This is a genomic window from Enterococcus sp. XAF26B05_ASV22 (genome assembly GCF_056727285.1).
The window spans coordinates 2,623,332-2,647,311 of the sequence record NZ_CM161538.1; the positions used below are offsets into that span (position 1 = coordinate 2,623,332).

Here is a 23,980-nt window from a genome sequence, read left to right on the forward strand (position 1 = left end):
ACATTAAATTTATTTAAAAAGAGATAAAATCCCTCAAAATGCAAGATAAAACAATGACTTTGTTTTATCTCGCTGCTCTTGAAGAGATTTTATCTGTTGGTTATATCATTAAGCTTGTGTTTGCTCTTCTTGAGCTAAGGTTGCTGCTTCCTGTTTTACAAATTGATCCGTTGCGACTTTGACAAACGGAATATAAATCAATATAGAAATCACTAAGTTCACGGCAGCTAATACACCACCCGCAATACTCTTAGTTGCTAAGAATCCACCAATGATCGGCGGAGTTACCCATGGTGGCATAAATGTCGCAGCTGGTACAAGTCCTGTTGAAGTTGCAATATACGCCGTTGTTACAAGAACCATTGGCGTAATGATAAATGGAATAAACATGATTGGATTCAATACGATCGGAAGTCCAAACATTACTGGCTCATTAATATTAAAAATGCCTGGTGCTAAACTTAAGTTTGTGATTACTTTAAATGGTTTATTTTTACGTCCTACTAAGAAGATTGCAATCAGCAATCCTAATGTAGCACCTGTTCCACCTAAGTTTACAAATGAATCAAAGAAAGGTTTATTTACGATATAAGGAATTTTTTCCCCTGCTTCTAACGCTTTGATATTGGCATCGATCGCTGGTACATTGATTGTTTGCATCAATGGATCAACCATATTGGCGCCATGTAACCCAAAGAACCATAAGAAAGGTGTAATAAATGCTAATAGTAATGCTGATGGATAGCTGTTTGCTAATCCCATAAATGGTTTTTGAACTGCTTCATAGAATGACACTACGATATTTTCAACACCAAAGCCTAATAAAATGGATGTAATCAAACTAAAAAAGCTGATTGTGATCATTGCAGGTAATAAAGCCGCAAATGATTTGGCTACCGCTGGCGGAACACCATCGGGCATTTTGATTACTAATTTATCATTTCCAACTAATCTTTGGAAAATTTCTCCTGAAATAAGTGCAATAACTAGAGCAATGAATAATCCTGTAGCATCTGTTCCACTTAATCCACCAACTGCAAAGAACGAAGCAACTGAAACTGTCCCTGCCGCAATTCCGTCTTTACCGTAAGATTTTACTAAGTTATATGCTACTAAAAAGGCAACTAAAATTGAAAAAATAGCAAATGTTCCATTCCAAATATTGCCACCGAAACTTTTCCAAATCGGTGCATCGTTGACAATCATTGGGAATAATTTATCCATTAATTCTGGAAATCCAGGTATTGGTAAATTGTTGATAAGTACCGCTAATGCTCCTAAAATCATTAATGGCATCGTAACGACAAATGCATCACGAATTGCCACTAAGTGGCGTTGAGCCGCAATTACTGAAGCTTTCGGCATAAAATGTTTTTCCATCCATTGAACAAATCCGTCCATTTCTTGTAAATCCCCCTAAATAATATTTATCTAAAAAGCCTGTACACTCTTCAAATCTATTGTAACTACTGTTCCGTTTTCTATTACTCGTTATCCATACGACGATACAACTCGATGATCTCTTTTGCTAAATCTGTAAACGCAATTGCAGTCATCAAATGATCTTGACTATGAACTGTCAGTAATGTGACTTGGATATGATTTCCCTGTGCTTCTTGTGTTAACATTCCTGTTTGAGAATGATGTGCTTGAACTAAAGATTCCTCTGCATCTATAATTTTTTGATCTGCTAATTCGAAGTCTCCTGCTTTCGCTTGCAGCAATCGCTTCCATTGCATCGCTTTTAGCATTTCCTCCATACATAATCAATCCCATTACTGCTTCTAAATTTTGTTGCTCTTCCATATTCGAAAACTCCATTCATTTTTTATTTTGTTGATTATTCACCCATTAAAGCAATTGCTTGATCTAACACTTTTTCGCCGTTCATCATGCCATAATCTGACATATTGATTACGTCAAAAGGAATTCCTTTAGGTGCTAATTTTTGTTCAAATTGAGCTTTCATGAAACGAACTTGTGGACCTAAAAGTAATACGTTTACATCTTTGGCTTCTAAGTTATTATCTGCATCTGATGCGGATACTGCAAAAATGTCTGCTTCCATTCCACGATCTTCTGCTGCTTTTTGCATTTTTGTTACTAATAAACTTGTACTCATCCCTGCTGAACATACTAACATAATTGTTTTTTTAGCCATTATTAGTCACTCCTTCTAAAATTGTTGTATTTACACTTTTATATAAAGCAAGAAGCGTGCCAAAAAAAATATAGACCAAACCTAGTCATAATAGGTTTTTGGTCTATACAATTTGTGTACACACTATTTATTTTCAATCTACACACTAATCAATGTTGCTTATTTTCTGTGATCATTTCAATTCTATTTTCTAAAAACAGTTGTGTCAGATGTGCGATATCCGACTCGGTAAATGCTACACGATAGGCTTTTTCAATAGTCATTAAATTAGTCCTAGTGACATCTGTTTCTAATCGATTCCTTTTCATGAAGTCTGCTAGATTCTCGAATTCTTTTGATTTTTCACCTTTCAAGATAGCATCTACTAAAAATGCTAAGTGAATCACAATACCAGCATCCACACCAGGTTCTACTATAATATGCATATCCGTTTGAATTTGATGAACCGTTTTTTGCAACATAACAATCAATTTCTGTAATGAATCGACTGCAGTAATTGTTCCACCTAATGATTTCACGATTTTCTCTGTTGGAACATCATCACCAGCAATTCGTTTAAGAACATTTAATTTCTCGTCATCGAAAATGTCATAGGCTGAAAAGAAAGGAATATTTTGATATTCTACATCGACTGTTCCTGCGATTGCTTTGATTTCATATTCTTCCATTAAACTGTCGATATGTTTTTTAAAGGCTTCTCGTTCTAAAAACTGCATCTGTATAATTTCTACTTTATTTTCATCGATCACAGGTAAAATCCGTTGATATAGTTTTGCTGCAACGCCTTCACCAGTGAAACAAGTCACAACTACAGCTTTTTTTACGTCCTCACGATTTTGTGGACTGGTACGAAACTGCTCTCTGATGATACTTTCAAATGACATTTGGATGTTTTGATAAATATCTTCTAAACTGCGTCCCACACTCGCCATACGAATCGCTTCTAAAACAATCATTGTACTCGTCATTGTGATTGCTTTTGTCCGAATACCAGTTTCTTCAAAAATCAGATTTCCAAATGAATTCAATGAGCCCATATCTGTTAAAAGAAGCATCCCATTTACTAATTTATCACGATAATTTAAGACAAAGCTTTTTAGTTGTTCGTACATTGTTTGAACTTCCATCGTAAGCGGCATGTTCATCGCAACACCGGTTTCTGTTCCTAGTAATTCCTGAGCCGTTTTCAACATACTGGAAGCTGTTGAATCCCCATGCATCAAAACTACCACACCAACGTTATTGGCATGAACTTTTTCTTTACTTCCAACATTGATCGACAAAAACATACTGATAAAGCCAATTTCATCAAAAGGAATTTCGATATTGTTTTCTTCTTCTATAATAGCAGATAGATCCATCGCTACCTGAAATTCTTTCTTCATTTTCTTGCGAACATTGTTTAAATTAGGATGAACGATTACGTGTCCTTCTCTCACTCGATCGATCGTACTTTGTAAATGTAAAGCAAAAGCAAAACGGGCTTTTTCGTTATAGGTACGTTCTAATCTCTTTTCAGCGATATCATATAACTGATCCGTCAATCTCCAAATCGGTTCTGGTAATAATTCCTTATGCACAGGATTTTGTGTCAATTCATCTACATATGTTTGAAAATAAGCATCCATGTCGCGTGATATCAGCTGTTCTAAATCCACATTTTCTAATTCATTCGCTGACAGTGTTGCTACTTTCTCTTCAATTTCATTATAGACTTGCATATCACGAGCCGGATCTTGAGGCCAAACCACTTCATTTGTTCCTGGCTCAAAACTCAAATAATTGCTTTTACTATCGACAAAACGGTCTAAGCGATCAGAAACTTCTTTGATTTTTAATAGTCCTTTTTGAACTTGCAGTGGTAAATCTCGTTTTTGAATCACCAAACTGGATTCATCATGCGTTCGATAATGAAGAAACGACTTGGCACAGACGAGTTTTAAATCCCGTTTCACTTGACCGATATTCCCTTCAGCATCATAGAGCATAAAGGCTAGGATTGCTTCTCTTTTAATGTCGATTCGTTGGTTCAAACGATTCGCTTCTTGTTTAATAAATAATGAAATAATATCATACCGTTCATCAAGTGAGCGCGCGTCTAGAGACGGTAATGTGATTGCCATTGGAATTCTGCGATTAAACGTTGTTAAAAAGCTTTCAGACGATTCAGTTGTTGCACCAATAATTTGAACCGAGGCTTCATAGGTTTTACCACTTTCACCAAGCGGACGGTAAATACCTTTGTCAATAAAGGTGAACAGCATTTCCTGACCTTCTGGCGGTAAGCGATGAATTTCATCAAGGAAAAGTATTCCTCCATCGGCTTTCGACATCAACCCAGGACTATCTTCATTTGCACCGGTATATGCTCCTTTTTTGACCCCAAAAATATGACCAAAAAGTAATTGTGGATTCTGAGCGTAATCCGCACAGTTAAATGAAACAAAAGGCGCATCAGCTGCCAAGGTTTTTGAATCAACTGCAAAACGATACATACATTCGGCAAATAGGGATTTACCCGTTCCTGTTTCACCAAAAATAATTGTGTGTAAGCCACGTGGAGGATATAAAATCGCGGCTTTTGCTTGTTGGATGCTGACCTTTAAAGAATCTTGCGCTCCCACTAAGTTATCGAATGTTACCTCACTGGAACTATCCACGTGCACTTTGGCTTCTTCCGTAACAACTGAATAGATGACGGGTCGACCATCACTTTTAATGATTTTGTGCTCTTTGAACAATTCACTTAAATAGCGGCTAGCATTGCTACGATCAATTGCTAGCTCACTAGCGACATCTGCTGCTGTCATGCCTTGTTTTTTTAATTCTAAGACTGCTAAAATCTCGTCTTTTCTAGATTTCATGGATAGCCTCCTTAAATCATGACGTCTTCACTTATCCTTTATTGTTCAGGTTTAGACGATTTTCGTCTAGCCCCTTTGTTTTTGGTATTTTTGGGACGGTTTTTAGGTTTTGCTATTTTTTTCGTTGGAAGTGATTTTGACGTTTGTTCTTTTTTTACGGTCACATTCGCAGAACTCGTTTTTTCTTCTGTTGAACTTTTTTCTTTTCTAGTCAGGTGGATTGCACCGTCGTAAAGAAAGATTTCTTGGAAAGGGCGTTCTATTTTTTTCATCAATCGTTGATAATCTCTCTTAGTTGCATCATTGACAAAGGTAATAACAGCACCATCTGCACCCATTCTTCCTACGCGCCCTGCTCGGTGTATATAGCTCTCCTCGGATAGTGGAACTTCAGCGTTCACAACAAATGGAATCGCATTAAAGTCTAATCCTCTAGCCGCAAGATCTGTTGTTAAAAGCATGATCGCCCGCTCTTTAGCGAATTGATCGATTGCCAATTTACGCAAGGTTTTATTTTGATCAGAAGCAAGACCTGCTACTGTTAGTCCTTCATAAATCAATTTTTCTTCTACTGAACCTAAATCAGCCACTTGATTAAAGAAAACCATTGCTCGAAAATTAGGTGTATAAGCTAAACTTCTTAAATATTCGCTTTTCTTTCTTGGAGACAATGCCATAAAATAATGTTTCACTGTGCCACCAGATTGATCTTCATCTGTTACATCAATAATCATTAACTGATCCGTTAATTTCTGAGCTTCTTCTATGACTCGATCGGCAGTGGCTGAATAAAAGACTAATTGAAATTCTGTCGGTGCACTTGCTAGAATTTGCTTTGTTAAATTTAGTTCTTTTTCGTGAAATAGCTGATCCACTTCATCCATTACAACAGTCTTTAGCAAATGACTTTTGATTTTTTTCGTTTTGATCAACTCTAGCACACGTCCTGGTGTCCCAACTAAAATCTCAGGCTTCTTTTTTAATTTTTCAATTTGGCGGCCGACATTGGCTCCACCAATCAAGCTTTGTGTCTTTAATTGAAGCAAGCTTGCCCAATCACGAACAACTTGACTGATTTGAACCGCTAACTCTTGTGATGGTGCCAAAATCAATAACTGATTGCCTTGTTCTTTTTCTACATTTAAAAGCAATGGTAAAACATACGCTAAGGTTTTACCCGACCCTGTTGGGGAAATGCCCAAGACATTCTCTTTTTCCTTCAAAGGCTGAAAACTTTTTTGTTGAATCATTGATGGCTCGCTAAAACCAGAAGCTCGCCAATGTTCTTGCCAAGCTTCTGGTAAATTTTTGTTAAATGTCATAATAGTCCTTTCTTCGTTAACGCTAGTTATTTTGTGTCTGCATCAAAAACGATACCCGCACTTTTTCTTAAGGTTGTTACTACTTTGTTCACATTACGTGATAATTCCACCCATTCTTCATAACGTGCTCCTATAGTTGGATCATTGGGATTCTCAAGAACATCCGCGAAATTATTGGCTTCTTCGATCATTGGATTTTCTTCGGTTGTTAAAGAAATGATCTCGCGTTCTTGATGGTTTCGATCATGAAATTCTGCTTTAGAGATGGCATTTACACTGTCTAAAATCAATGTACCGCCTTCAAAATAAATTTCAGAATCTAGGAAAGAATCTGCATTTTTACCAGTCTGTAACGTTACATCAAACAAATCATATCTTAAGATTGCTGTACCTAGTCCATCTACATCTGTCGGGATTTTTCTTGCAAAATAATGGCTTTCATTCGGCATACCAAACCAACCAACAGCGGCATAAACCAAATAGACTCCAAGATCCGCCATTGCGCCTCCAGAAAAATGGGGTGAAAAGATATTTGGCTCTTGCCCGTTAAGTACTTGATCATAACGAGATGAATATTTCATATAAGTAAAGTTTGCACCGATAATTTGATTTTTCAATGGTAATAAGTCGCGAATTTTTTTGAAGCTTTTCTCATGGATATTACGAGCTGCTTCAAAAAAGAAGACGTTCTCTTGGTTTGCTAACTCAATGATTTCTGCCATCTCTTCAGGTGTTGAGAAGGCTGGCTTTTCGACAATGATATTTTTCCCTGCCAGAATCCCTTGTTTCGCTTGTTCAAAATGAAGAGAATTAGGGGAAGCGATATAAATCGTATCCATATGCGCAATACCAAAAAATGTTTTTAAATCTGTCGCGTATTCAACATCGCCGTACTCTTTACCAAATTTTTGAGCGGTTTCTAATTTGCGTGAATAAACCGCTGTCAAATCATAGCGATTCGTTTCCAATGCTGCGTTGACAAATTGATGGCTAATCCAGTTTGTTCCAATAATACCTAAGTGAATCATCTTTACCCTCACCTTTCTGAATTTGGATCTTCAAACGTTGTTTTAACATCGAATGGTACTGGATGTTCTATTGCTATTGTATCAGGTGTGACACTGCAATTGTAAGCAATGACACTTAATCCTTGTGTTTGCCCTGATAAAATCATTTCTGTTAAAGCTGGTTGCATATTTGTATGGATTGTCGTAGCTTCAACCTGTTCAAATTGGACTATAAACAATACATAGCTTTGATACCCTTCTTTCATGGCTTCGATCAACTCGGTCACATGCTTTAAGCCTCGAAGTGTTGGTGCATCAGGAAACGCACCAACTCCATGATTTTCTAAGGTCATGCCTTTCACCTCAACAAATGCTTGATTTCCAGTATCTGTCTCAACTAATAAATCAAATTTTGACTGAGCAAATCGTTTTTCTCTTTTTATGGAAACAATATCGCCTTTTAATCCAGGCAAAATAATCGTACCGTCTTGGATACCATCCGCTGCTAACGCGTTAGGAACTTGGCTATCGATATTAAACCAAGCTTTGTCTTTTTTGACAGCAATCAGATCATACGCTGTTTTTCTCTTAGGCGAAGGTTGGTACGACAGAGCAACCTCTACTTCTGGATGAAATAGTTCTTTGCAACGGCCGGTATTTTTTACGTGAACCGTTACCATTTCGCCATTTTCCTGCAATCGACATTCTGCTATAAAACGATTTGGTCTATTCATAAAATGTGCTAAATGCACGTTCGGATATGCAATCATTGTAACACCCTTTCTTCAAAACAATACCATATTTTGAATGAAAAAGCATCGTCAAACTTTTCATCCATTTTTTTGAATGTATAACGGAAATATTCATGAACAATTACCTTTTTTTTAATCATTGCGACTTCATTAAATTTTCTTTTAGGAGAAGATTTTCGAATAGTTTGTTTTTTAATTTCGTGCTATGATTGTTTTGGAGGAGAATGATAGTATGAAAAAAAATTGGTCATTATTTTTAGGCGCATCACTTATTACAGGGATTGCAGGTTCATTGTTCTTAAAAAAGAAACAAGAAAGACAGCGATCTGATTCAGATATTCCTAATTTATATAAAAGTTATTTAGGCAGTTGGTGGTTTGTCAATAAACAAAAAGCCACCCAACATACCTTGACGATCGAAGATGATTTACAGATCACGATTGATGGTAAAAAATTAAGCTACATGTTAGTTGAATTGACTAATAAACGCTTAGTCGCACAAGATGAATACGGCTATCATTTGATCGTTCAGTGTTTAAAAGATAAGCCTGCATCATTATATGATGAAGCGGATGATGCTACTTATGTTTTAGAATCTACTGATTCTTTAGAACGTCCATAAAAAAGACGAGGTTGGGACGTAACTCATAGAGTTATGTCCCGGCCTGGTCTTTTTTAATACTCTGATCGTTTAAAGTTCATCGATTTGTTTGCGTTCCTTCGTCTTGCTCAATTTTCCTTCTCGTTTCTGTAGTTCATTTTTAATTGCTCCTAAAGAGACATCTTTTTCAGCAAGCAAGACTAACATATGATAAATCAAATCCGATGTTTCAGTAATCAGTTCTTCTTGATTATTTTTAGCTGCAATGATCACTTCTGTCGTTTCTTCTCCGACTTTCTTTAGAATTTTATCCAATCCTTGATCGAACAAGTAATTTGTATAGGAGCCTTCTTTTGGTTCTTTTTTACGCGCTTGTATTTCTTCATAGAGTGTCTTGATCATACTATTTACCTCCTTACTTTTATATGAAAGACTAACTTTTATAGTTAGATAATGACATTGAAAAAACAGCTATGTTCACCAGTGTGACAAGCGGGACCCTTTTGTTCCACAGTGATAAGCAGTGTATCTTTGTCGCAATCCATAACCAGACTTTTTACGTGTTGTGTATGGCCACTCGTTGCACCTTTATTCCATAATTGTTGACGTGAGCGTGAATAAAACCATGTGGTTCTAGTTTCAAGTGTTTTTTTATAGCTCTCTTCGTTCATATAAGCCAACATCAAGACCTCATTCGTTTTTTCTTCTATAATAATTGCAGGTAATAGACCTTTGTGAAAATCAGGTTTCATCTTCGCACCACCATCCCAACTTGTTCCAAGACTTCTTTCAATTCCGGAATCTTTACTTCCCCATAGTGAAAAATACTCGCAGCTAACGCTCCACTTGCTTTGGTTTGCTCAAATACGTCTATAATATCTTCTGCACTGCCACAACCACCTGATGCAATCACTGGAACAGTGACAGCTTGGCAAATCGCTTGATTCAAGGCAAGATCATACCCGTTTTTTGTCCCATCTGCATCCATGCTTGTTAATAAAATTTCACCTGCACCTAAAGTCACCGCTCGCTTAGCCCATTGTATCGCATCTAATCCCGTATCTTCTCGACCACCTTTAGCAAAAACATGCCAGGAATCACCTTCTCGTTTGGCATCAATTGCGACAACGATACACTGAGAACCAAATTTTTCAGCTCCAGCCTGAATCAATTCCGGCTGTTGAATCGCTGCTGAATTAAGAGAAATTTTGTCAGCTCCTGCTTGTAGCATTTTTTTCATATCTGAAACGGTTCGGATTCCCCCGCCAACTGTTAAAGGGATAAACACTTCTGCTGCCGTTCGTTCTACTACGTCAATCATCGTATCACGATCGTCGCTAGTGGCAGTAATATCTAGAAAAACCAACTCATCTGCTCCCTGTTCATTATACGCCTTGGCAATAGCTACTGGATCTCCCACATCTTGAAGATCAATAAAATTGACTCCTTTGACTACTCGACCATTAGTTACGTCTAAGCATGGAATAATACGTTTAGTCAGCATTTTTTTCTACCTCCAACATATCCGCTAGCGAGATAGTGCCATTGTAAAAGGCCTTGCCGACAATGGTTCCATAAACGCCCAATTCGGCCAATTTTAACAGGTCTGCTTTTTTACTAACACCACCTGAAGCAATGATTTGTACATCAGGTACAGCTTGAGTCAACTTGGCGTAATCTTCAAACGTTGGTCCAGCAAGCGTTCCGTCTTTCGCAATATCTGTGTAGATAATCGTCTGCACTCCGATTCTTGCCATTTCTTCAGCCAGTTGTAGATAATCCGTTTCACTAACATCAAGCCAACCACTAATCGCAACTTTCCCATTCTTAGCATCAATACCGACAGCGATTTTATCCCCATATTTTATAACAGCTTTTTTAACTAACTCTGGATTTTGTAAGGCTGCTGAACCAATAATAATTCGATCAATTCCAAGTGAAACATAGGCATCAACTTGTTCCAGTGTACGGATTCCCCCGCCAACTTCTATCTTTAGCCCCGTTTCTTTTTTCATTTCCTCAATTAACGGGGCATTCGTTGCTTTCCCCATTAAAGCGCCATCTAAATCAACAATATGCATCATCTCAATCCCTGCTGCTTTAAATTCTTTTGCCTGCGCTACTGGATTGGGATGAACAACTGTTTTTTGTAAAAAGTCACCTTGTATCAATCGAACAGCTTTTCCTTCTCTAATATCAATCGCTGGTAAAACGAACATGATCTACCACCTCCTTAAATCCTCTTAAAATCCTCAAACCAACATCACTACTTTTTTCTGGATGAAACTGAGTTCCATAAATATTGCCACTTGAGATCATTGCAGGTATTTTAATGGAATACTGTACAAGAGCATCAATTTTATCTGGTTCACAATCTGCATAATAAGAATGAACAAAATAGACATACTGTTCATTCACCTCTTTTGTTAGCAAGTTTTCCTTTGTAGTAATCAATTGATTCCACCCCATGTGAGGAACAGGTGAATTGGGATCATCTGGAAGTTTTTCGCAAAGTCCTTCAATCAAGCCTAATCCTTCAGTAAAACCATTTTCCATACTTCCTTCTAAAAGCAACTGCATACCCAAGCAAACACCTAAAATAGGCATACCTTTTTGAGCAACATCTTGAATCACGCTGATTAACTCGCGCTGTTTTAATTCCTCCATTGCCAATGAAAAAGCGCCTACCCCAGGTAAAATCAGCCCATCTGCTTTTATGATTTCATAAGGTTCTGCAGAGATTTTACTTTCCAAGCCAACGTACTCTAACGCTTTTTGAACATTCCGTGTATTTCCAGTGTCGTAATCAATGATAATAATCATCTACAGAATTCCTTTCGTGGAGTTGATTCCTTGAATCGACGGATTTTCCGTGATTGCTTCCCTCAAAGCTCGACCAGTTGCTTTAAATAATGCTTCTATTTTATGATGGGTATTTTTACCATGTAAAATTTTTAAATGAAGTGTCATTTTAGTGTTAAAAGCCAATGCTTGGAAGAATTCTTCTGCTAATTCTGTATCAAAATCACCAAGTTTAGGATTAGCAAACGATGCATCAAATACTAAATATGAACGCCCACTTAAATCTAAAGAAGCCATACCTAAAGATTCATCCATCGGTACAAAGCTAGTCCCATAGCGATTGATTCCAGCTTTATCTCCTAGCGCCTCTCGAATACATTGGCCTAAAACGATCCCAACATCTTCTACCGTATGGTGACTATCTACATCTAAATCTCCTTCTACTTTCACTTCCAAAGATATTCGACTGTGACGAGCAAATAAAATCAGCATATGATCAAAAAATCCAACGCCTGTTTCGATCATAACTGGTTCTTGACTGTCTAAATCAAGTCTCAATTCAATTTTTGTTTCTGCAGTTTCTCTTGTTAAGGCGGCTGTTCTCATTCCTTTTCTCCCCCAGTTATAAAATCTATTCTATAATATCATTCAAAGCGACATTCGACTGCTCTAGCATGTGCTTCTAGACCTTCTTTTCTCGCTAAAAGTGCAATGGCATCCTTAGCCTTTGCTAAAGCATCTTTTGTATAATAAGTGACTTGACTATATTTCACAAAATCGTACACACCTAAAGGGGAATAAAATTTTGCTGTACCACTTGTTGGCAATACATGATTGGTTCCTGAAAAATAATCTCCTACTGGTTCTGATGCATACGCTCCTAAAAAAACCGATCCAGCATTTTTAATTTCATGTAAATAACTGATTGGGTCCGCCAGCTGGACTTCTAAATGCTCTGGTGCTATTTCATTCATAATCGTAAACATCGCCGATACAGTTGATACTACAATAATCAGACCATTATTTTTAATGGATTGTTCGGCGATTTCTTTTCGCGGTAGTGTTTCTAACTGTCGATCAATTTCTATTTCGACTTGTTCTGCAAGTTTGACTGAATCTGTCACTAGTATCGCTCGGGCAAGCGTATCATGTTCTGCCTGAGACAACAAATCGGCCGCAATATAAATGGGATTTGCTGTTTCATCTGCTACTATCCCAATCTCTGAAGGTCCTGCGATCATATCGATTCCTACAGTACCAAAAACTTGTTTTTTTGCAGTTGCTACATAGATGTTTCCTGGTCCAACTATTTTGTCCACTTTGGGAATTGTTTCTGTTCCATAAGCAAGGGCGGCTATACTTTGTGCTCCGCCGATTTGAAAAATTTTGTCTACTCCTGCAATTTTTGCCGCTGCTAAAATAACATCTGGAATTCCTTCTTTCGACGGCGGTGTGACCATAATGATTTCTTTAACCCCAGCAATTTTTGCTGGCAGTACATTCATTAAGACTGAGGATGGGTATGCCGCCGTTCCACCTGGAACATAGACGCCTACACGAGCTAGTGGCAATACTAATTGTCCACGTAACACTCCTGATTTTTCTGTATCCATAAAATCATATTGTTTTTGTTTTTGATGGTAACTGATAATATTCTCTTTGGCTGCTTCTAAAGCGGCAATCACCTCTTTTTCTACATTCTGATAGCCTAACTCTATAGTTTCTTTTGATAGAGATAACTCCTGCAGTTCCACTTGATCAAACTTCTTAGAATACGCTTTTAAAGCCTGGTCTCCGTTTTGAATCACTTGTTGAACGATTTGACGAACTTGTTCTTCTATTTGCTGATTGTCTTTTTGTATCATCTGGACATCTTCATTTAGTGCCCTTAAAATTTCTGTTGTTTCTCCCTTCAGCCATTTCATTTCTATCTCCTCCAATCACTGTTTCTAATTCATCAAACAATTGAAATATTGCTTGGCGTTTTCTTTTCAACATTGCTTTATTGACAATCAAGCGAGCAGAGACTGAACAGATATCTTCAAAAATTTCTAACCCATTTTCTTTTAATGTCGTACCTGTTTCAACGATATCAACAATTGCATCGGCCAATCCTAAAACGGGCGCAATTTCAACAGATCCTTCGATCTTGATTATTTCAACATCTTCCCCTTTTTTACGAAAATGTTCCGAGGCAACTGTGGGATATTTCGTTGCAATCCGTTTTCTTTTATAATCATCTGGTTGGTAGTTTTTTGTGGAAGCAACTGAAAATTTACAGACACCGATTTTTAAATCCAGCATCTCATAATAACCAAAGGGATGTTCCATAAGGACATCTTTGCCCACAATTCCAATATCAGCCACACCATGCCGTACGTAAGTCGTTACGTCAGCTGCTTTCACTAATAGAAACTTAAACCGTTGATCTGGGCTGGTGAAAATCAATTTACGTTGCTTGTCTTGCATAAAGGAGACATCGATTCCTGCCTGTTCAAATAGAGAGAGTGTCTTTTTTTCCAACCGCCCTTTTGTCAATGCAATAGTCAATTGTGTCAATTTCAATCACCAACCTTTATCTTACGTATAGTGTCTTGGGTTACTTCTATCACCTGGTGGTATCGCCATTTTTTTCCATAGCTTATCGCTTCTTCGACTGTTTCAAATAAAGATAATTGATAATCTGGATTCTCCTTCACTAACGCTTCGGCTTTTGAAAAGAGAGCCAAAGAGCTGTGGACTAATGTTGTTGGCTGTTCCAAAGAAGCAAGATTATTGAGTTGATATTGTAAAGTAACCAACGTATCTAAATTAATTCCCAACCCAACAGCTGGAATGATCGAATGACCGAATTGTTCTGCCAAATGATCATACCGTCCACCTCTAAGAAAAATATCTGGCACCAAATCAGCATATCCACTAAATAAAACACCTGTGTAATAATCCATTAGTGCTACTAAGCCTAAATCTACCGTTAATGAGATTTTCGAGTGTAGTGATTTGATAATTTGCACAACTCTATCTAGTTCATCGATGACTTGTATGATTTTTGATGATTTTGGCAATAGTTCTCTTGCGATTGATAATACCTCGTGAGGTTCACCAAAGAGTTTAGGAATCGCACAAATAAACGCATCCAATTCACTTGGATAGAGCGCAACAAATTGGTTGAGATCAGTTAAACTTTTATTATTAAAATAAAGTTGAAGATTTGTTTTTGCTTGGTCATCCAACTTGAGGAATCGTACAATTAAACGAAAAATTTGAGCATGTCCCAATTCAAAATGAAAATTAGGAATTTTCAACTCTTCCAAAATTTCAACCGCACAAGTAATACATTCAATGTCGGCTTTTAAAGAGGTGTAGCCAATCAATTCAATTCCAACTTGTGTTACTTCATTTTGTTCTCCCAGCATAGCATCATTTGAGCGAAAAATTTTTCCACTATATGATAATTTTAGCGGTGGTTGAATGCCTGTTGTGGCAATCACTCGACCGATTGGCATCGTCATATCAGGTCTTAATACTAGTAGCCGGCCCTGCTTGTCAAAAAAACGGTAAAACTCTTTTTCATTTTTTTCTTCACTGTAAAATACATCTTCAAACTCGATTACGGGTGTATCGATTCGTTGATAGCCTCTTTTTTTTACGATATCGTTGACTTGTTTTTCTAGTTGATACGCGCCATTAGCTTCCCGAAATAATTTATCTCTTGTACCTGATGGTAAACTACGATTCCATTTCATTTAGTTCCCTCCTTGTTTTTAGATAATCACTATTAGCCTAACATTTTACATACAATCCAATTTCATATTTTTTCATCGAACAAGCCTATAAAAGTAAATACAAAAACGCCCCCTTGGCAAATAAGCCAAGAGGACGAGAAAATTTTCACGTGGTCCCACCTCAGATTTACTTTTACTTCACAATAAAAGCCTCTGTTAGTTCGATAAACTAAGGAGTGATAACGGACTCTCCGATTTTTCCTACTGATTTAGGTAATAAATACTGTCATCCATAAATCTATTATTTCAGAAAAACAACTTACAGGCGTGTTCGATGATGATTTGTTATTTCCTTACAGCGAACGGAAACTCTCTAAAACAAATCACTTCACCTACTATTCTGATCATCGTTTTTTCATTTAATTATCATTTATTTCTAAACAATTTATCACGAAAATGAAATTTAGTCAATAGTTTTTGAAAAAATTGATTGCTCTCTATTTTATTTTGGTTCTCTGACTAAAGTTATCACGACAGACGCACTTTATAATCCTCTCTTTCTTTTCCTCTACTAATAGCCTCTATTTTCGGTGTAAGCAATTCAAAAAAGACTGAGACATAACTCTACGAGTTACATCCCAGCCTTATGGAATCCGAATAAATAGCGAAAACAAAAATAGCTCTTATTTCAACTACTCAACGAATCAATTTAAAGAGTGTCTATTTTACCGTTAAAATCAATATAGTCGGTCATCGGTGTAATAAACTGAACGCTATTTTCTGATAAGTAAACATTAGGTTTGCCTTGGTCTTCGTAGACTAATACTTCTAGTTCCATATTCATAGAAACTGCTAGCGATAAATCTTTTGTCGCAAACATAAACGCCTTTGCTTGTTCTTCACTTAATTTACCAAGATCAAATTGTTCTTTGATCAATTGCCACTCGCCCTCTTCAAGTCTGTCACGAATTGCGGCAGAATCCGTAATGATCTGACTCGGTTCGCCTAACTTACTGATTACTTGCTCTTTATTATATTGTGAATAGTCTGGAACAAAAGCAGAGATATTACCATCACCTGATGACTGATAACTTACTTCTTCATCATCATCTTCTGGATTTGGTGTAAAAAACTGCTCATTTACCTCTGTTTTCTTTACTGCTTTTTTCTCTGTTGCTTTTGTCTTACTGCCTTCAGTTGAACTTGTAGAAGTCTTTGTTTCTTTTGTTGTACTTTCAGTGAGAGCACTAGAAGTGCTTGTCTCTTTTGATGTATTAGTTGCTTTGGAATTAGCCTCTTTTTTCGTAGCACATCCGCCCATTAATACGATAAATACCCCACAAAGTAATAGTGTCTTTTTCATTTTACTCTCCTTTATTTAATATTAACCAACCATACTCAAGCTTATCATAACTTTAAAGTAAAGAAAATAGTGAAAAGGAGGGAATGACTTAAAAATAAATTCCTTTACCTTCTTCTCTTTTGTAAAAGTATTATTATATAGAAAAAAAACGACAATCTTCAAAAAATGCATGGGCAAACTGATGTGATTATCCTGCTGATGAATCTTTCTATCAAGCTGCTGAACGTGAATTGCTAGAAGAAACTGAGATTCGTGTTGATTTGAGTACTATTCCAAGCCGTTTGACTGTCTCATTTGAAGAAGTTTGCGAAATGAAATAGGGAACGGAAGAAGACTATCTAACCATGCTTGCTCAAAATGAATTCATCCCTTACATTTACACAAAATCGATTTTTGATTTTTACCGTAGCCAAAGTGAATTTCTCAATTAAATAATTATCTTACCTCATACTCTCAATTTTGTAAGGCTTTTGTTCGTTGATTCATAGGACTTGACGAGTTATTTTTTATATACTTTAAAAGTTAAAAATAACATTTACTTAGGAGAATGAAATGAACGGAAATCAATTAAAACTATTTATGATGAGCTTGATGTTATTAGATCATCTTATCCCACTATTACCACCACAATTTGCTACACCAATTCATATGGTCACGCGCTGTGTTGCTGTATTCTTCGCCTTTATGGCAGTCGAAGGGTTTCATTATACGAGAAGCCGAAAAAATTACCTACTTCGTCTTTATGGTTGGGCTGCAATCATGTTTACAGGAAATACGTTGATCAACTCACTGATTATCAAAGATCCAATGTATTTTTCTTACAATAATATTTTTCTAACATTAGCTGTAGGTGTCACTATTTTATCCTTGATTGATTTCGCAAAACATGAAAAAAAAACTGTCTTTAAAATCATAACTACTATCCTAACAATCATTTTAACATTAGCTGTTTGTCTAGGCTTGATTCCAGCAGAAGGCGGATTTGTCATCATTCCTTTTATGTTGCTTAGTTATTTCTTCAGGAATAATGCAAAAAAAAGAGACATTTCCTATATGATTTTTGCTATTCCTTTATTCGTAATGCCTCTTCTTGGATTGCCCAACTATTCTTTTGAGATGATTAAAGAGCAGATTGGAGGTAACCCTGACTTTTTATTTATTTTAGTGATCCCTTTTATTCATCTATATAATGGGAAGAAAGGGAACAGCAATCCAGCTTTTAAATATTTATTTTATATCTTTTATCCAGTACATTTGTGGATTATCACATTGGTTAACTTTTATCTACATCAAGGGTGATTCAAAAACGTCGTTTTAAGACTTTCATCTTAAAGCGACGTTTTTACATCCATTCATAAATACTTTATTTGTACTTTTTTGGTATTTTTTTAATACTAATGCGCATAATTTTTATGAGAACACAACTAACTGATCTTCTGTAAAAGATGAATTTTCTAATAGATAAGAATTCCAGTGTGTTTTATTCGCATAATATCCTGGAACTACATCTGGGTATTGCTCTCGTAACACTTCATTTTCTTTTAGATAACCTTTGACCGTCATCACCCAATCACCTGCTTTATTGGTTCCGAGTATACAAAAACATTTCTTCTCGATCCCAAAGTAATCACAATTCCAATCTTCCCGGTAATCAACTGAAGTACCCGGCCATGTTTTAGCGATCTCTTTTAAGTACTGAATTTTATTTTTCATTGGTTTCTCCCAATTGATTATTACAAAATAAGCTCAACAGGTTTCCATCTGGATCTTTGATAATCGCGTAATACTGACCCCAAAATGCTTGCCATGGTTCCTTAAAAATTTCATAACCAGAACGTTTCATTTTTCCACATAGCTGATCGATCTCGCTAGGAGAATCACAAAGAAAAGCCAATTCTATTTTATCCCCTTCACTTTTTGGTAGGTATCCATAGATCCCTTCAATCATGTTTTTAGTATTTAAGGATATTCGCATGCCATCATTGTTCAATTCTACGTAATCTGCATCTTTTTCGCCTACAACCTCAAAACCTAAATGTTCGTAAAATAAAATCGCTTGTTCCATTGATTCTACAATAATCCCAACCATATCTAATTTCATACTACTAACCTCCGTTCTTTTCCTTCATTCCTGAACTATATTTTCACTTCTTTTGCCCTATATCTTAACTCTGATACGTATAAATTCGTTGTATTAGCATAAATAACTTTTCCCAATATGACGATTCTAACAAATTGAGACAGTACAGTTTTCCACTCAAAATCAACTATCAAATAGATAAGATTAATGATTGCAATAACCATTAACACTTTTGTTAAATGATAGCCCCAAATACTTCCTCTGATTAAAAGCACACCCACAACAACGGAAAAAATGACACTCATCAAACTTATCCACATTAGCATTCCAAACATAGAAAAGATAAATTGAATACCAAATTCCATAGCTACTCTGAACAGACCAACTAAACCAAGCAATGGAACAACTACTAAAAACCAACCCAATCCCTTCCAAATACATGGTACTTTCATTTTACCTCTCCTTTATTATACAGTTGCTTGTTTATTTTAAAGATTCTCAAGGAAATAATCAATAGTCCTTTTATCTACCAAAGCGCAATTTATCTTGTCCAAGCTAGCGATATATTCTAATCTTTCTTTAATAATAGATTTTTAGATAATTTCTGATTTCCACGTTATCCATCGTTTTGATTTATTTCTATCTTAGAAAACGTTATCAACTCTACGGTTTTTTACCCTCTTTTTGTATTAAAAAAATACTGACCATTTTTTTTTAGATTAACATATTATTAAATGGTCAAAAAAACAATTTTCTGATAAACTTATCTTGATGGCTTCTTTGAAAGGATGAACTATATGACCCCGAATCGTGAAGACTACCTAAAGCTTATTTTCGAATTAGGTGGCGATGAAAATAAAATCAACAACAAACAAATCGTTTCTGGCTTAGATGTCTCCGCTGCATCTGTCAGTGAGATGATTTCAAAGTTAGTCAAAGAAAAACTAGTGGAACATTCTCCTTATCAAGGGGTTCAACTAACAGAGATAGGGCTAAAAAAAGCAAGTACGCTTATTCGCAAACATCGATTATGGGAAGTGTTTTTAGTGGAACATTTGAACTACTCGTGGAATGAAGTTCATGATGAAGCTGAAGTCTTAGAACATGTTACCTCTCAAACCTTAGCAAATCGATTGTCTGACTACTTGAATCAGCCTAATTTTTGTCCTCATGGTGGTGTTATCCCAGGAGATGATCAACCTGTCCATGAAGAAAAACGACAAACTTTAATAGATTATCCAATTGGCACTAAGATACGCATTGCGCGTGTACTAGATGAAAAAGAATTACTTGATTATCTAGTATCGATCGATCTAAAAATCCACGAAGAATATATGATCAATGAAATCGCAGCTTATGAAGGTCCAATCAGTATCAGCAACGGCAACAAAACATTAGCAATCAGTTATAAGGCAGCAAGTACAATTTTTGTTGATAAATTATAAAAAAATAACAACGACGCGGCAGGTACAAAATTCCATAGGACCTAGCCTCCATCAAGAAAGCGGGGAAATGAAATGAATGAAAAGATCGCTCTATTTACTATATTTGGCGGTACTGGTGATTTAGCCAAAAGAAAACTTTATCCATCTTTATTCCGTCTATATCGTAAAGGAAATTTAGCTGAACACTTCGCAGTGATCGGTACTGCAAGAAGAGAATGGTCTGACGAGCACTATCGTGAGATCGTTCGTGACACAATCAAAGACTTGGCTCCAACAGCTGAAGAAGCAGAGGCATTTTCAAGTCACTTCTACTATCAGTCCCACAATGTCAATGATTCTGAACACTACGATACCTTAAAAAAATTATCTGATACTCTAAACGATAAATACCAACTAGGTGGCAACCATATTTATTACTTAGCAATGGCGCCACAATTTTTTGGCACTATCGTACAACACTTGAAATCACAAGAAATTCTAACGGACAACGGTTTTGATCGTTTAGTCATAGAGAAACCATTTGGCTCAGATTATGACTCTGCTTATAAATTAAATGAAGAAATTCGTGCCGTTTTCCCAGAAAAAGATATTTTTAGAATCGATCATTACTTAGGAAAAGAAATGATCCAAAATATATCAGCGATTCGTTTTGCGAATAACATCTTTGAATCACAGTGGAATAATCGCTATATCGATAATGTACAGATTACCTTTGCTGAAAGTCTTGGTGTTGAAGACCGTGGTGGCTATTATGAACACAGTGGTGCCCTAAAAGATATGGTTCAAAATCATATCTTGCAAGTTGTTGCCTTATTAGCAATGGAGCCACCCGTTGCTTTTTCAGAAGCTGAAATTCGTGCAGAAAAAGTCAAGGCATTGCAAGCTATTCGTCTTTATTCAGAAAAAGAAGCATTACAACATTTTGTTCGCGGTCAATATGGTCAAGGCAAACTAGATGACCAAGTATTTGTTGGGTATCGTGAAGAACCTAATGTTGACGAACACTCTCAAACTGAAACCTTTGTCGCTGGTAAATTTCTGATCGATAATTTCCGTTGGTCTGGCGTTCCTTTTTATATCCGTACTGGCAAGCGTTTAACAGAAAAAGGGACACGGATCAACATCGTTTTCAAACAGGTCCCAGTGAATGTCTTCAAAGATGATGTTGACAAATGCGGTGAAAAGACCGATCTACCACCAAATGTCCTAACGATTTATATTCAACCAACTGAAGGTTTCTCTATGACACTAAATGGCAAAGAAATTGGTCAAGGCTTTACAACAACACCAGTAAAATTAGATTACCGTCACAGTGCAGAAACAACTGGCAATAGTCCAGAAGCTTATGAAAAACTATTATTGGATAGTTTGAACGGGGATGGCACAAACTTCTCTCACTGGGATGAAGTGGCTCAATCTTGGCGTATTGTCGATATCATTCGTCATGCTTGGGATAAAACATCTGTAGATTTCCCAAATTATGAAGCAGGTTCAATGGGACCTGATGCTGCATTTAAATTGTTAGAACAAGATGATTTCACTTGGGATTGGCAGCCTGATATTTGGTATCGTGAACGGGGAAAACTTTAAAATAATGGGGGAACTAATGAAAATAATAAAATTTAAAAGCACGATCCTTTGCGCCTTTACCGCATTGACCATCAGCATGAACTTACCAGCTTACGCAGAGGAAACTTCAAATGTAGACAGTTCAATTTCAAGTACACTCGAGTCGACTCAAAGGGCAACAGAGACAAGTTCTAGTGTAGTTGAATCAACTGAAAGTAGTTCTGAAGTGAATTCTTCTACTGACTCTGTTGAAGTTGATTCTGAAGAGGAAACAACTCAAAGTTCTGTAACTGAACCTGATGAAACGCTCTATTTTGAAGATTACTATCTTCCATCAGGTCGTTCAGATTCAACTCCTATAGCGCGAAGTAGCAATCTACTTCGCAACTCTATGGATATTGTCTATGCTGGTGAAGCAAATAGACCTAAATCACATTTTATTGATATATCCTCTCACAATAGTTCAATATCTGTTGCTAATTTTAAAAAAATGAAAACATACGGCATTAAAGGTGTGGTTGTAAAACTTACTGAAGCGGATTATTATACTAATCCTTTTGCGCAAGAACAAATAAATAATGCTACAGCTGCTGGATTAAAAGTATCAGCCTATCATTATGCACATTACACAACAAGCAGCAGTGCTGCAAAAGAAGCGAATTACTTTGCTTCACTTGCTGACCGCTTCAAATTGCCAAAATCTACTATTATGGTTATTGATATTGAAGAAGGAAAAATGCTGAACTCTTCTTTAACGCCTAATACTACGACTTTTGTCAATACACTAAAATCTAAAGGGTACTCTAACCCCATGTATTACATGAATAGATCATACGCAACAAGCGGTTATTTTTCTGTGAGTAAGTTTGGGGCTAAAAATATGTGGGTTGCTCAATATCCATATACACCAACGGCTGCTATGAAATGGAATAATGAATTCTCTGCCTGGCAGTGGTCTTCTCAATATTACATTCCTGGAATTGCTCATCCTTTTGATATATCCATGGACTATTCTGGCTACCTTGAAAGCGGAGCTCAAGGAAGATGGCTCAGTGGTAATCAATATGTAACGATCACTAAAAAGAACTATTCAATTTGGTCAAACTTTAATTTTAACTCAACGACGAACTCTACAACAAAAGTTTACAATAAAACGTTTAAAGTCAACGGTAAGTATAAACATATGAATGGTGCTACATATTACTCACTTTATGATAATAACGGCAACTGGAAAGGTTACTTGAACGCAGAAGCAACGACTAACGCCTCTGGTCCTCAAGGAATTTGGTTAAGCGAAAATAAATATATTACCCTTACAAAAAAAGGACAAACCCTTTGGGGAGATATCAATAAATTCTCTAGCAAAAAAGGCAACTCAACTAACCTTTATCAACAAACATTCCAAGCTAAAGGGAAATACAATCATGTTTCAGGTGCTGTCTATTACTCACTTTACGACAATAAAGGATCATGGAGAGGCTATCTAAATTCTGCGGCTACTACGAGCGCTACTGGGGCTCAAGGAGCTTGGTTAAAAGAGAACAAGTACGTCACGCTCACTAAAAAAGGACAAACGTTGTGGGGAAATATCGATAAATTCTCTAGTAAAAAAGGCAACACTACGGCTCTTTATCAGCAAACGTACCAAGTGAAAGGCAAGTATAAACATTTTTCTGGCGCCGTTTATTACTCTCTCTACGATAATAAAGGCAAATGGAAAGGGTATCTAAATTCTGCATTGGCTACAAGCGCTACAGGGCCACAAGGGGCTTGGTTAAAAGAGAACAAGTATGTCACACTTACTAAAAAAGGACAAACACTGTGGGGAAATATTGATAAATTCTCTAGTAAGAAAGGCAATACCACTCCTCTTTATCAACAAACATTTCAAGTCAAAGGGAAATATAACCACGTTTCTGGCGCCGTCTATTACTCGCTCTATGATAATAAAGGAAAATGGAAAGGGTATTTAAATGCTGCTGGAGCAACAAGTGCTACTGGCGCTCAAGGAGCTTGGATAAAAACGAATAAGCAGGTAACTATCGAAAGAAAGAAATATACCGTCTGGGCAGATATCAATACCTTTTCTAAAAAGAAAGGCAACACGACTGATCTTTATAAAAAGAACTATCAGGTGCAAGGAATGTACAATCACTTTTCCGGTGCTGCCTACTATTCAATTTATGATAAAAATGGTACTTGGATAGGTTACTTAAATTCAAATGCTACTAAATAACTCTCATACATTGCGAAAAAGTTTTCAGTCTCTAAAACAAAAGAGTATTAAAC

The 23,980-nt window shown here is 36.5% G+C and carries 24 protein-coding genes, 1 pseudogene and 1 other annotated feature; of the genes and pseudogenes, 5 read left to right on the plus strand and 20 right to left on the minus strand.

Annotated features, from left to right (window positions below):
- Nucleotides 1–108: 108 nt before the first annotated feature.
- From AC1PU0_RS12995 to sfsA, 7 genes and pseudogenes are all read right to left on the minus strand, one after another.
- Nucleotides 109–1,401 (minus strand): PTS sugar transporter subunit IIC, encoded by a 1,293-nt coding sequence (locus AC1PU0_RS12995; RefSeq protein WP_069655322.1) that lies wholly within the window; start codon nt 1,399–1,401, stop codon nt 109–111.
- An 83-nt stretch (nt 1,402–1,484) separates the two neighbouring features.
- A pseudogene (locus tag AC1PU0_RS13000) lies at nt 1,485–1,806 on the minus strand (PTS lactose/cellobiose transporter subunit IIA).
- A 34-nt stretch (nt 1,807–1,840) separates the two neighbouring features.
- Entirely contained in the window at nt 1,841–2,161 is a 321-nt protein-coding gene (locus AC1PU0_RS13005; RefSeq protein ID WP_069655320.1) for a PTS sugar transporter subunit IIB, read from the minus strand.
- 149 nt (nt 2,162–2,310) lie between these two features.
- Nucleotides 2,311–5,025 (minus strand): sigma-54-dependent transcriptional regulator, encoded by a 2,715-nt coding sequence (locus AC1PU0_RS13010; protein WP_206837946.1) that lies wholly within the window; start codon nt 5,023–5,025, stop codon nt 2,311–2,313.
- Nucleotides 5,026–5,063: 38 nt separating this feature from the next.
- Nucleotides 5,064–6,347, minus strand: coding sequence for a DEAD/DEAH box helicase (locus AC1PU0_RS13015; protein WP_206849671.1), 1,284 nt, complete (start codon nt 6,345–6,347; stop codon nt 5,064–5,066).
- Nucleotides 6,348–6,373: 26 nt separating this feature from the next.
- Complete coding sequence (locus tag AC1PU0_RS13020) at nt 6,374–7,375, minus strand: Gfo/Idh/MocA family protein (RefSeq protein WP_206849670.1); 1,002 nt, start codon at nt 7,373–7,375, stop codon at nt 6,374–6,376.
- 8 nt (nt 7,376–7,383) lie between these two features.
- Complete coding sequence (sfsA, locus tag AC1PU0_RS13025; protein WP_206849693.1) at nt 7,384–8,121, minus strand: DNA/RNA nuclease SfsA; 738 nt, start codon at nt 8,119–8,121, stop codon at nt 7,384–7,386.
- 217 nt (nt 8,122–8,338) lie between these two features.
- On the opposite strand from sfsA, the gene AC1PU0_RS13030 reads away from it, so the two are divergent.
- The gene (locus AC1PU0_RS13030) at nt 8,339–8,728 is read left to right on the plus strand and encodes a DUF4828 domain-containing protein (protein WP_069655315.1); all 390 of its coding nucleotides are present in this window, start codon (nt 8,339–8,341) and stop codon (nt 8,726–8,728) included.
- Nucleotides 8,729–8,797: 69 nt separating this feature from the next.
- On the opposite strand, the gene hisE is transcribed toward AC1PU0_RS13030, so the two are convergent.
- The 10 genes from hisE to AC1PU0_RS13080 form a co-directional block, all read right to left on the minus strand.
- Nucleotides 8,798–9,109 carry a phosphoribosyl-ATP diphosphatase gene (hisE, locus tag AC1PU0_RS13035; RefSeq protein WP_206849669.1) on the minus strand — a complete coding sequence of 104 codons (312 nt, stop codon included), beginning with the start codon at nt 9,107–9,109 and terminating at the stop codon, nt 8,798–8,800.
- A gap of 44 nt (nt 9,110–9,153) precedes the next feature.
- Nucleotides 9,154–9,459: a phosphoribosyl-AMP cyclohydrolase gene (gene hisI, locus AC1PU0_RS13040; RefSeq protein WP_069655313.1), complete on the minus strand. Its 306-nt coding sequence runs from the start codon at nt 9,457–9,459 to the stop codon at nt 9,154–9,156.
- Nucleotides 9,456–10,211 carry an imidazole glycerol phosphate synthase subunit HisF gene (hisF, locus tag AC1PU0_RS13045; protein ID WP_206837943.1) on the minus strand — a complete coding sequence of 252 codons (756 nt, stop codon included), beginning with the start codon at nt 10,209–10,211 and terminating at the stop codon, nt 9,456–9,458. The genes hisI and hisF overlap by 4 nt, the downstream gene beginning before the upstream one ends.
- Nucleotides 10,201–10,926, minus strand: a complete 726-nt coding sequence (gene hisA, locus AC1PU0_RS13050) for a 1-(5-phosphoribosyl)-5-[(5-phosphoribosylamino)methylideneamino]imidazole-4-carboxamide isomerase (RefSeq protein ID WP_069655311.1) — start codon at nt 10,924–10,926, stop codon at nt 10,201–10,203. The genes hisF and hisA overlap by 11 nt, the downstream gene beginning before the upstream one ends.
- Nucleotides 10,904–11,530 (minus strand): imidazole glycerol phosphate synthase subunit HisH, encoded by a 627-nt coding sequence (gene hisH, locus AC1PU0_RS13055; RefSeq protein WP_206849668.1) that lies wholly within the window; start codon nt 11,528–11,530, stop codon nt 10,904–10,906. The genes hisA and hisH overlap by 23 nt, the downstream gene beginning before the upstream one ends.
- The gene (gene hisB / locus AC1PU0_RS13060; RefSeq protein WP_206849667.1) at nt 11,531–12,115 is read right to left on the minus strand and encodes an imidazoleglycerol-phosphate dehydratase HisB; all 585 of its coding nucleotides are present in this window, start codon (nt 12,113–12,115) and stop codon (nt 11,531–11,533) included. It abuts the gene before it with no gap.
- A gap of 38 nt (nt 12,116–12,153) precedes the next feature.
- Complete coding sequence (hisD, locus tag AC1PU0_RS13065; RefSeq protein ID WP_206849666.1) at nt 12,154–13,434, minus strand: histidinol dehydrogenase; 1,281 nt, start codon at nt 13,432–13,434, stop codon at nt 12,154–12,156.
- Nucleotides 13,385–14,068: an ATP phosphoribosyltransferase gene (hisG, locus tag AC1PU0_RS13070; RefSeq protein ID WP_069655429.1), complete on the minus strand. Its 684-nt coding sequence runs from the start codon at nt 14,066–14,068 to the stop codon at nt 13,385–13,387. Before hisG ends, hisD begins: the two co-directional genes overlap by 50 nt.
- Before the next feature lie 2 nt (nt 14,069–14,070).
- Entirely contained in the window at nt 14,071–15,255 is a 1,185-nt protein-coding gene (hisZ, locus tag AC1PU0_RS13075; protein WP_206849665.1) for an ATP phosphoribosyltransferase regulatory subunit, read from the minus strand.
- Between the two features lie 126 nt (nt 15,256–15,381).
- Nucleotides 15,382–15,651: a binding site (T-box leader), on the minus strand.
- Between the two features lie 292 nt (nt 15,652–15,943).
- On the minus strand, nt 15,944–16,597 hold the full coding sequence (locus AC1PU0_RS13080; protein ID WP_111248631.1) for a DUF4947 domain-containing protein: 654 nt from the start codon (nt 16,595–16,597) through the stop codon (nt 15,944–15,946).
- A gap of 552 nt (nt 16,598–17,149) precedes the next feature.
- On the opposite strand from AC1PU0_RS13080, the gene AC1PU0_RS13085 reads away from it, so the two are divergent.
- Nucleotides 17,150–17,896, plus strand: a complete 747-nt coding sequence (locus AC1PU0_RS13085) for a TraX family protein (RefSeq protein ID WP_206849664.1) — start codon at nt 17,150–17,152, stop codon at nt 17,894–17,896.
- Nucleotides 17,897–18,007: 111 nt separating this feature from the next.
- Here AC1PU0_RS13085 and AC1PU0_RS13090 read toward each other — a convergent pair whose 3' ends face one another.
- Genes AC1PU0_RS13090 through AC1PU0_RS13100 form a run of 3 tightly spaced genes read right to left on the minus strand, consistent with a single transcriptional unit; the run spans nt 18,008 to nt 19,129 of the window.
- A complete protein-coding gene (locus tag AC1PU0_RS13090) occupies nt 18,008–18,310 on the minus strand; it encodes an MmcQ/YjbR family DNA-binding protein (protein WP_206849662.1) in 303 nt (100 codons plus the stop codon).
- Nucleotides 18,300–18,698, minus strand: a complete 399-nt coding sequence (locus AC1PU0_RS13095) for a VOC family protein (RefSeq protein ID WP_069655303.1) — start codon at nt 18,696–18,698, stop codon at nt 18,300–18,302. Before AC1PU0_RS13095 ends, AC1PU0_RS13090 begins: the two co-directional genes overlap by 11 nt.
- A 35-nt stretch (nt 18,699–18,733) precedes the next feature.
- Nucleotides 18,734–19,129, minus strand: a complete 396-nt coding sequence (locus AC1PU0_RS13100; protein ID WP_206849660.1) for a hypothetical protein — start codon at nt 19,127–19,129, stop codon at nt 18,734–18,736.
- A 345-nt stretch (nt 19,130–19,474) separates the two neighbouring features.
- Here AC1PU0_RS13100 and efaR point away from each other — a divergent pair, with 345 nt between their 5' ends.
- The 3 genes from efaR to AC1PU0_RS13115 all read left to right on the plus strand — a co-directional run bounded on the left by efaR (nt 19,475) and on the right by AC1PU0_RS13115 (nt 23,927).
- On the plus strand, nt 19,475–20,122 hold the full coding sequence (efaR, locus tag AC1PU0_RS13105; protein ID WP_069655301.1) for a transcriptional regulator EfaR: 648 nt from the start codon (nt 19,475–19,477) through the stop codon (nt 20,120–20,122).
- Between the two features lie 72 nt (nt 20,123–20,194).
- A complete protein-coding gene (gene zwf / locus AC1PU0_RS13110) occupies nt 20,195–21,712 on the plus strand; it encodes a glucose-6-phosphate dehydrogenase (protein ID WP_206849658.1) in 1,518 nt (505 codons plus the stop codon).
- 16 nt (nt 21,713–21,728) lie between these two features.
- A complete protein-coding gene (locus AC1PU0_RS13115; protein WP_206849656.1) occupies nt 21,729–23,927 on the plus strand; it encodes a GH25 family lysozyme in 2,199 nt (732 codons plus the stop codon).
- The last annotated feature ends 53 nt before the right edge of the window (nt 23,928–23,980 follow it).

Coding starts and splice junctions, on each gene's coding strand:
- AC1PU0_RS12995 (WP_069655322.1), bottom strand. CDS start 1,401: ATGGACGGATTTGTTCAATGGATGGAAAAACATTTTATGCCGAAAGCT.
- AC1PU0_RS13005 (WP_069655320.1), bottom strand. CDS start 2,161: ATGGCTAAAAAAACAATTATGTTAGTATGTTCAGCAGGGATGAGTACA.
- AC1PU0_RS13010 (WP_206837946.1), bottom strand. CDS start 5,025: ATGAAATCTAGAAAAGACGAGATTTTAGCAGTCTTAGAATTAAAAAAA.
- AC1PU0_RS13015 (WP_206849671.1), bottom strand. CDS start 6,347: ATGACATTTAACAAAAATTTACCAGAAGCTTGGCAAGAACATTGGCGA.
- AC1PU0_RS13020 (WP_206849670.1), bottom strand. CDS start 7,375: ATGATTCACTTAGGTATTATTGGAACAAACTGGATTAGCCATCAATTT.
- AC1PU0_RS13030 (WP_069655315.1), top strand. CDS start 8,339: ATGAAAAAAAATTGGTCATTATTTTTAGGCGCATCACTTATTACAGGG.
- hisE (WP_206849669.1), bottom strand. CDS start 9,109: ATGATCAAGACACTCTATGAAGAAATACAAGCGCGTAAAAAAGAACCA.
- hisI (WP_069655313.1), bottom strand. CDS start 9,459: ATGAAACCTGATTTTCACAAAGGTCTATTACCTGCAATTATTATAGAA.
- hisF (WP_206837943.1), bottom strand. CDS start 10,211: ATGCTGACTAAACGTATTATTCCATGCTTAGACGTAACTAATGGTCGA.
- hisA (WP_069655311.1), bottom strand. CDS start 10,926: ATGTTCGTTTTACCAGCGATTGATATTAGAGAAGGAAAAGCTGTTCGA.
- hisH (WP_206849668.1), bottom strand. CDS start 11,530: ATGATTATTATCATTGATTACGACACTGGAAATACACGGAATGTTCAA.
- hisB (WP_206849667.1), bottom strand. CDS start 12,115: ATGAGAACAGCCGCCTTAACAAGAGAAACTGCAGAAACAAAAATTGAA.
- hisD (WP_206849666.1), bottom strand. CDS start 13,434: ATGAAATGGCTGAAGGGAGAAACAACAGAAATTTTAAGGGCACTAAAT.
- hisZ (WP_206849665.1), bottom strand. CDS start 15,255: ATGAAATGGAATCGTAGTTTACCATCAGGTACAAGAGATAAATTATTT.
- AC1PU0_RS13080 (WP_111248631.1), bottom strand. CDS start 16,597: ATGAAAAAGACACTATTACTTTGTGGGGTATTTATCGTATTAATGGGC.
- AC1PU0_RS13085 (WP_206849664.1), top strand. CDS start 17,150: ATGAACGGAAATCAATTAAAACTATTTATGATGAGCTTGATGTTATTA.
- AC1PU0_RS13090 (WP_206849662.1), bottom strand. CDS start 18,310: ATGAAAAATAAAATTCAGTACTTAAAAGAGATCGCTAAAACATGGCCG.
- AC1PU0_RS13095 (WP_069655303.1), bottom strand. CDS start 18,698: ATGAAATTAGATATGGTTGGGATTATTGTAGAATCAATGGAACAAGCG.
- AC1PU0_RS13100 (WP_206849660.1), bottom strand. CDS start 19,129: ATGAAAGTACCATGTATTTGGAAGGGATTGGGTTGGTTTTTAGTAGTT.
- efaR (WP_069655301.1), top strand. CDS start 19,475: ATGACCCCGAATCGTGAAGACTACCTAAAGCTTATTTTCGAATTAGGT.
- zwf (WP_206849658.1), top strand. CDS start 20,195: ATGAATGAAAAGATCGCTCTATTTACTATATTTGGCGGTACTGGTGAT.
- AC1PU0_RS13115 (WP_206849656.1), top strand. CDS start 21,729: ATGAAAATAATAAAATTTAAAAGCACGATCCTTTGCGCCTTTACCGCA.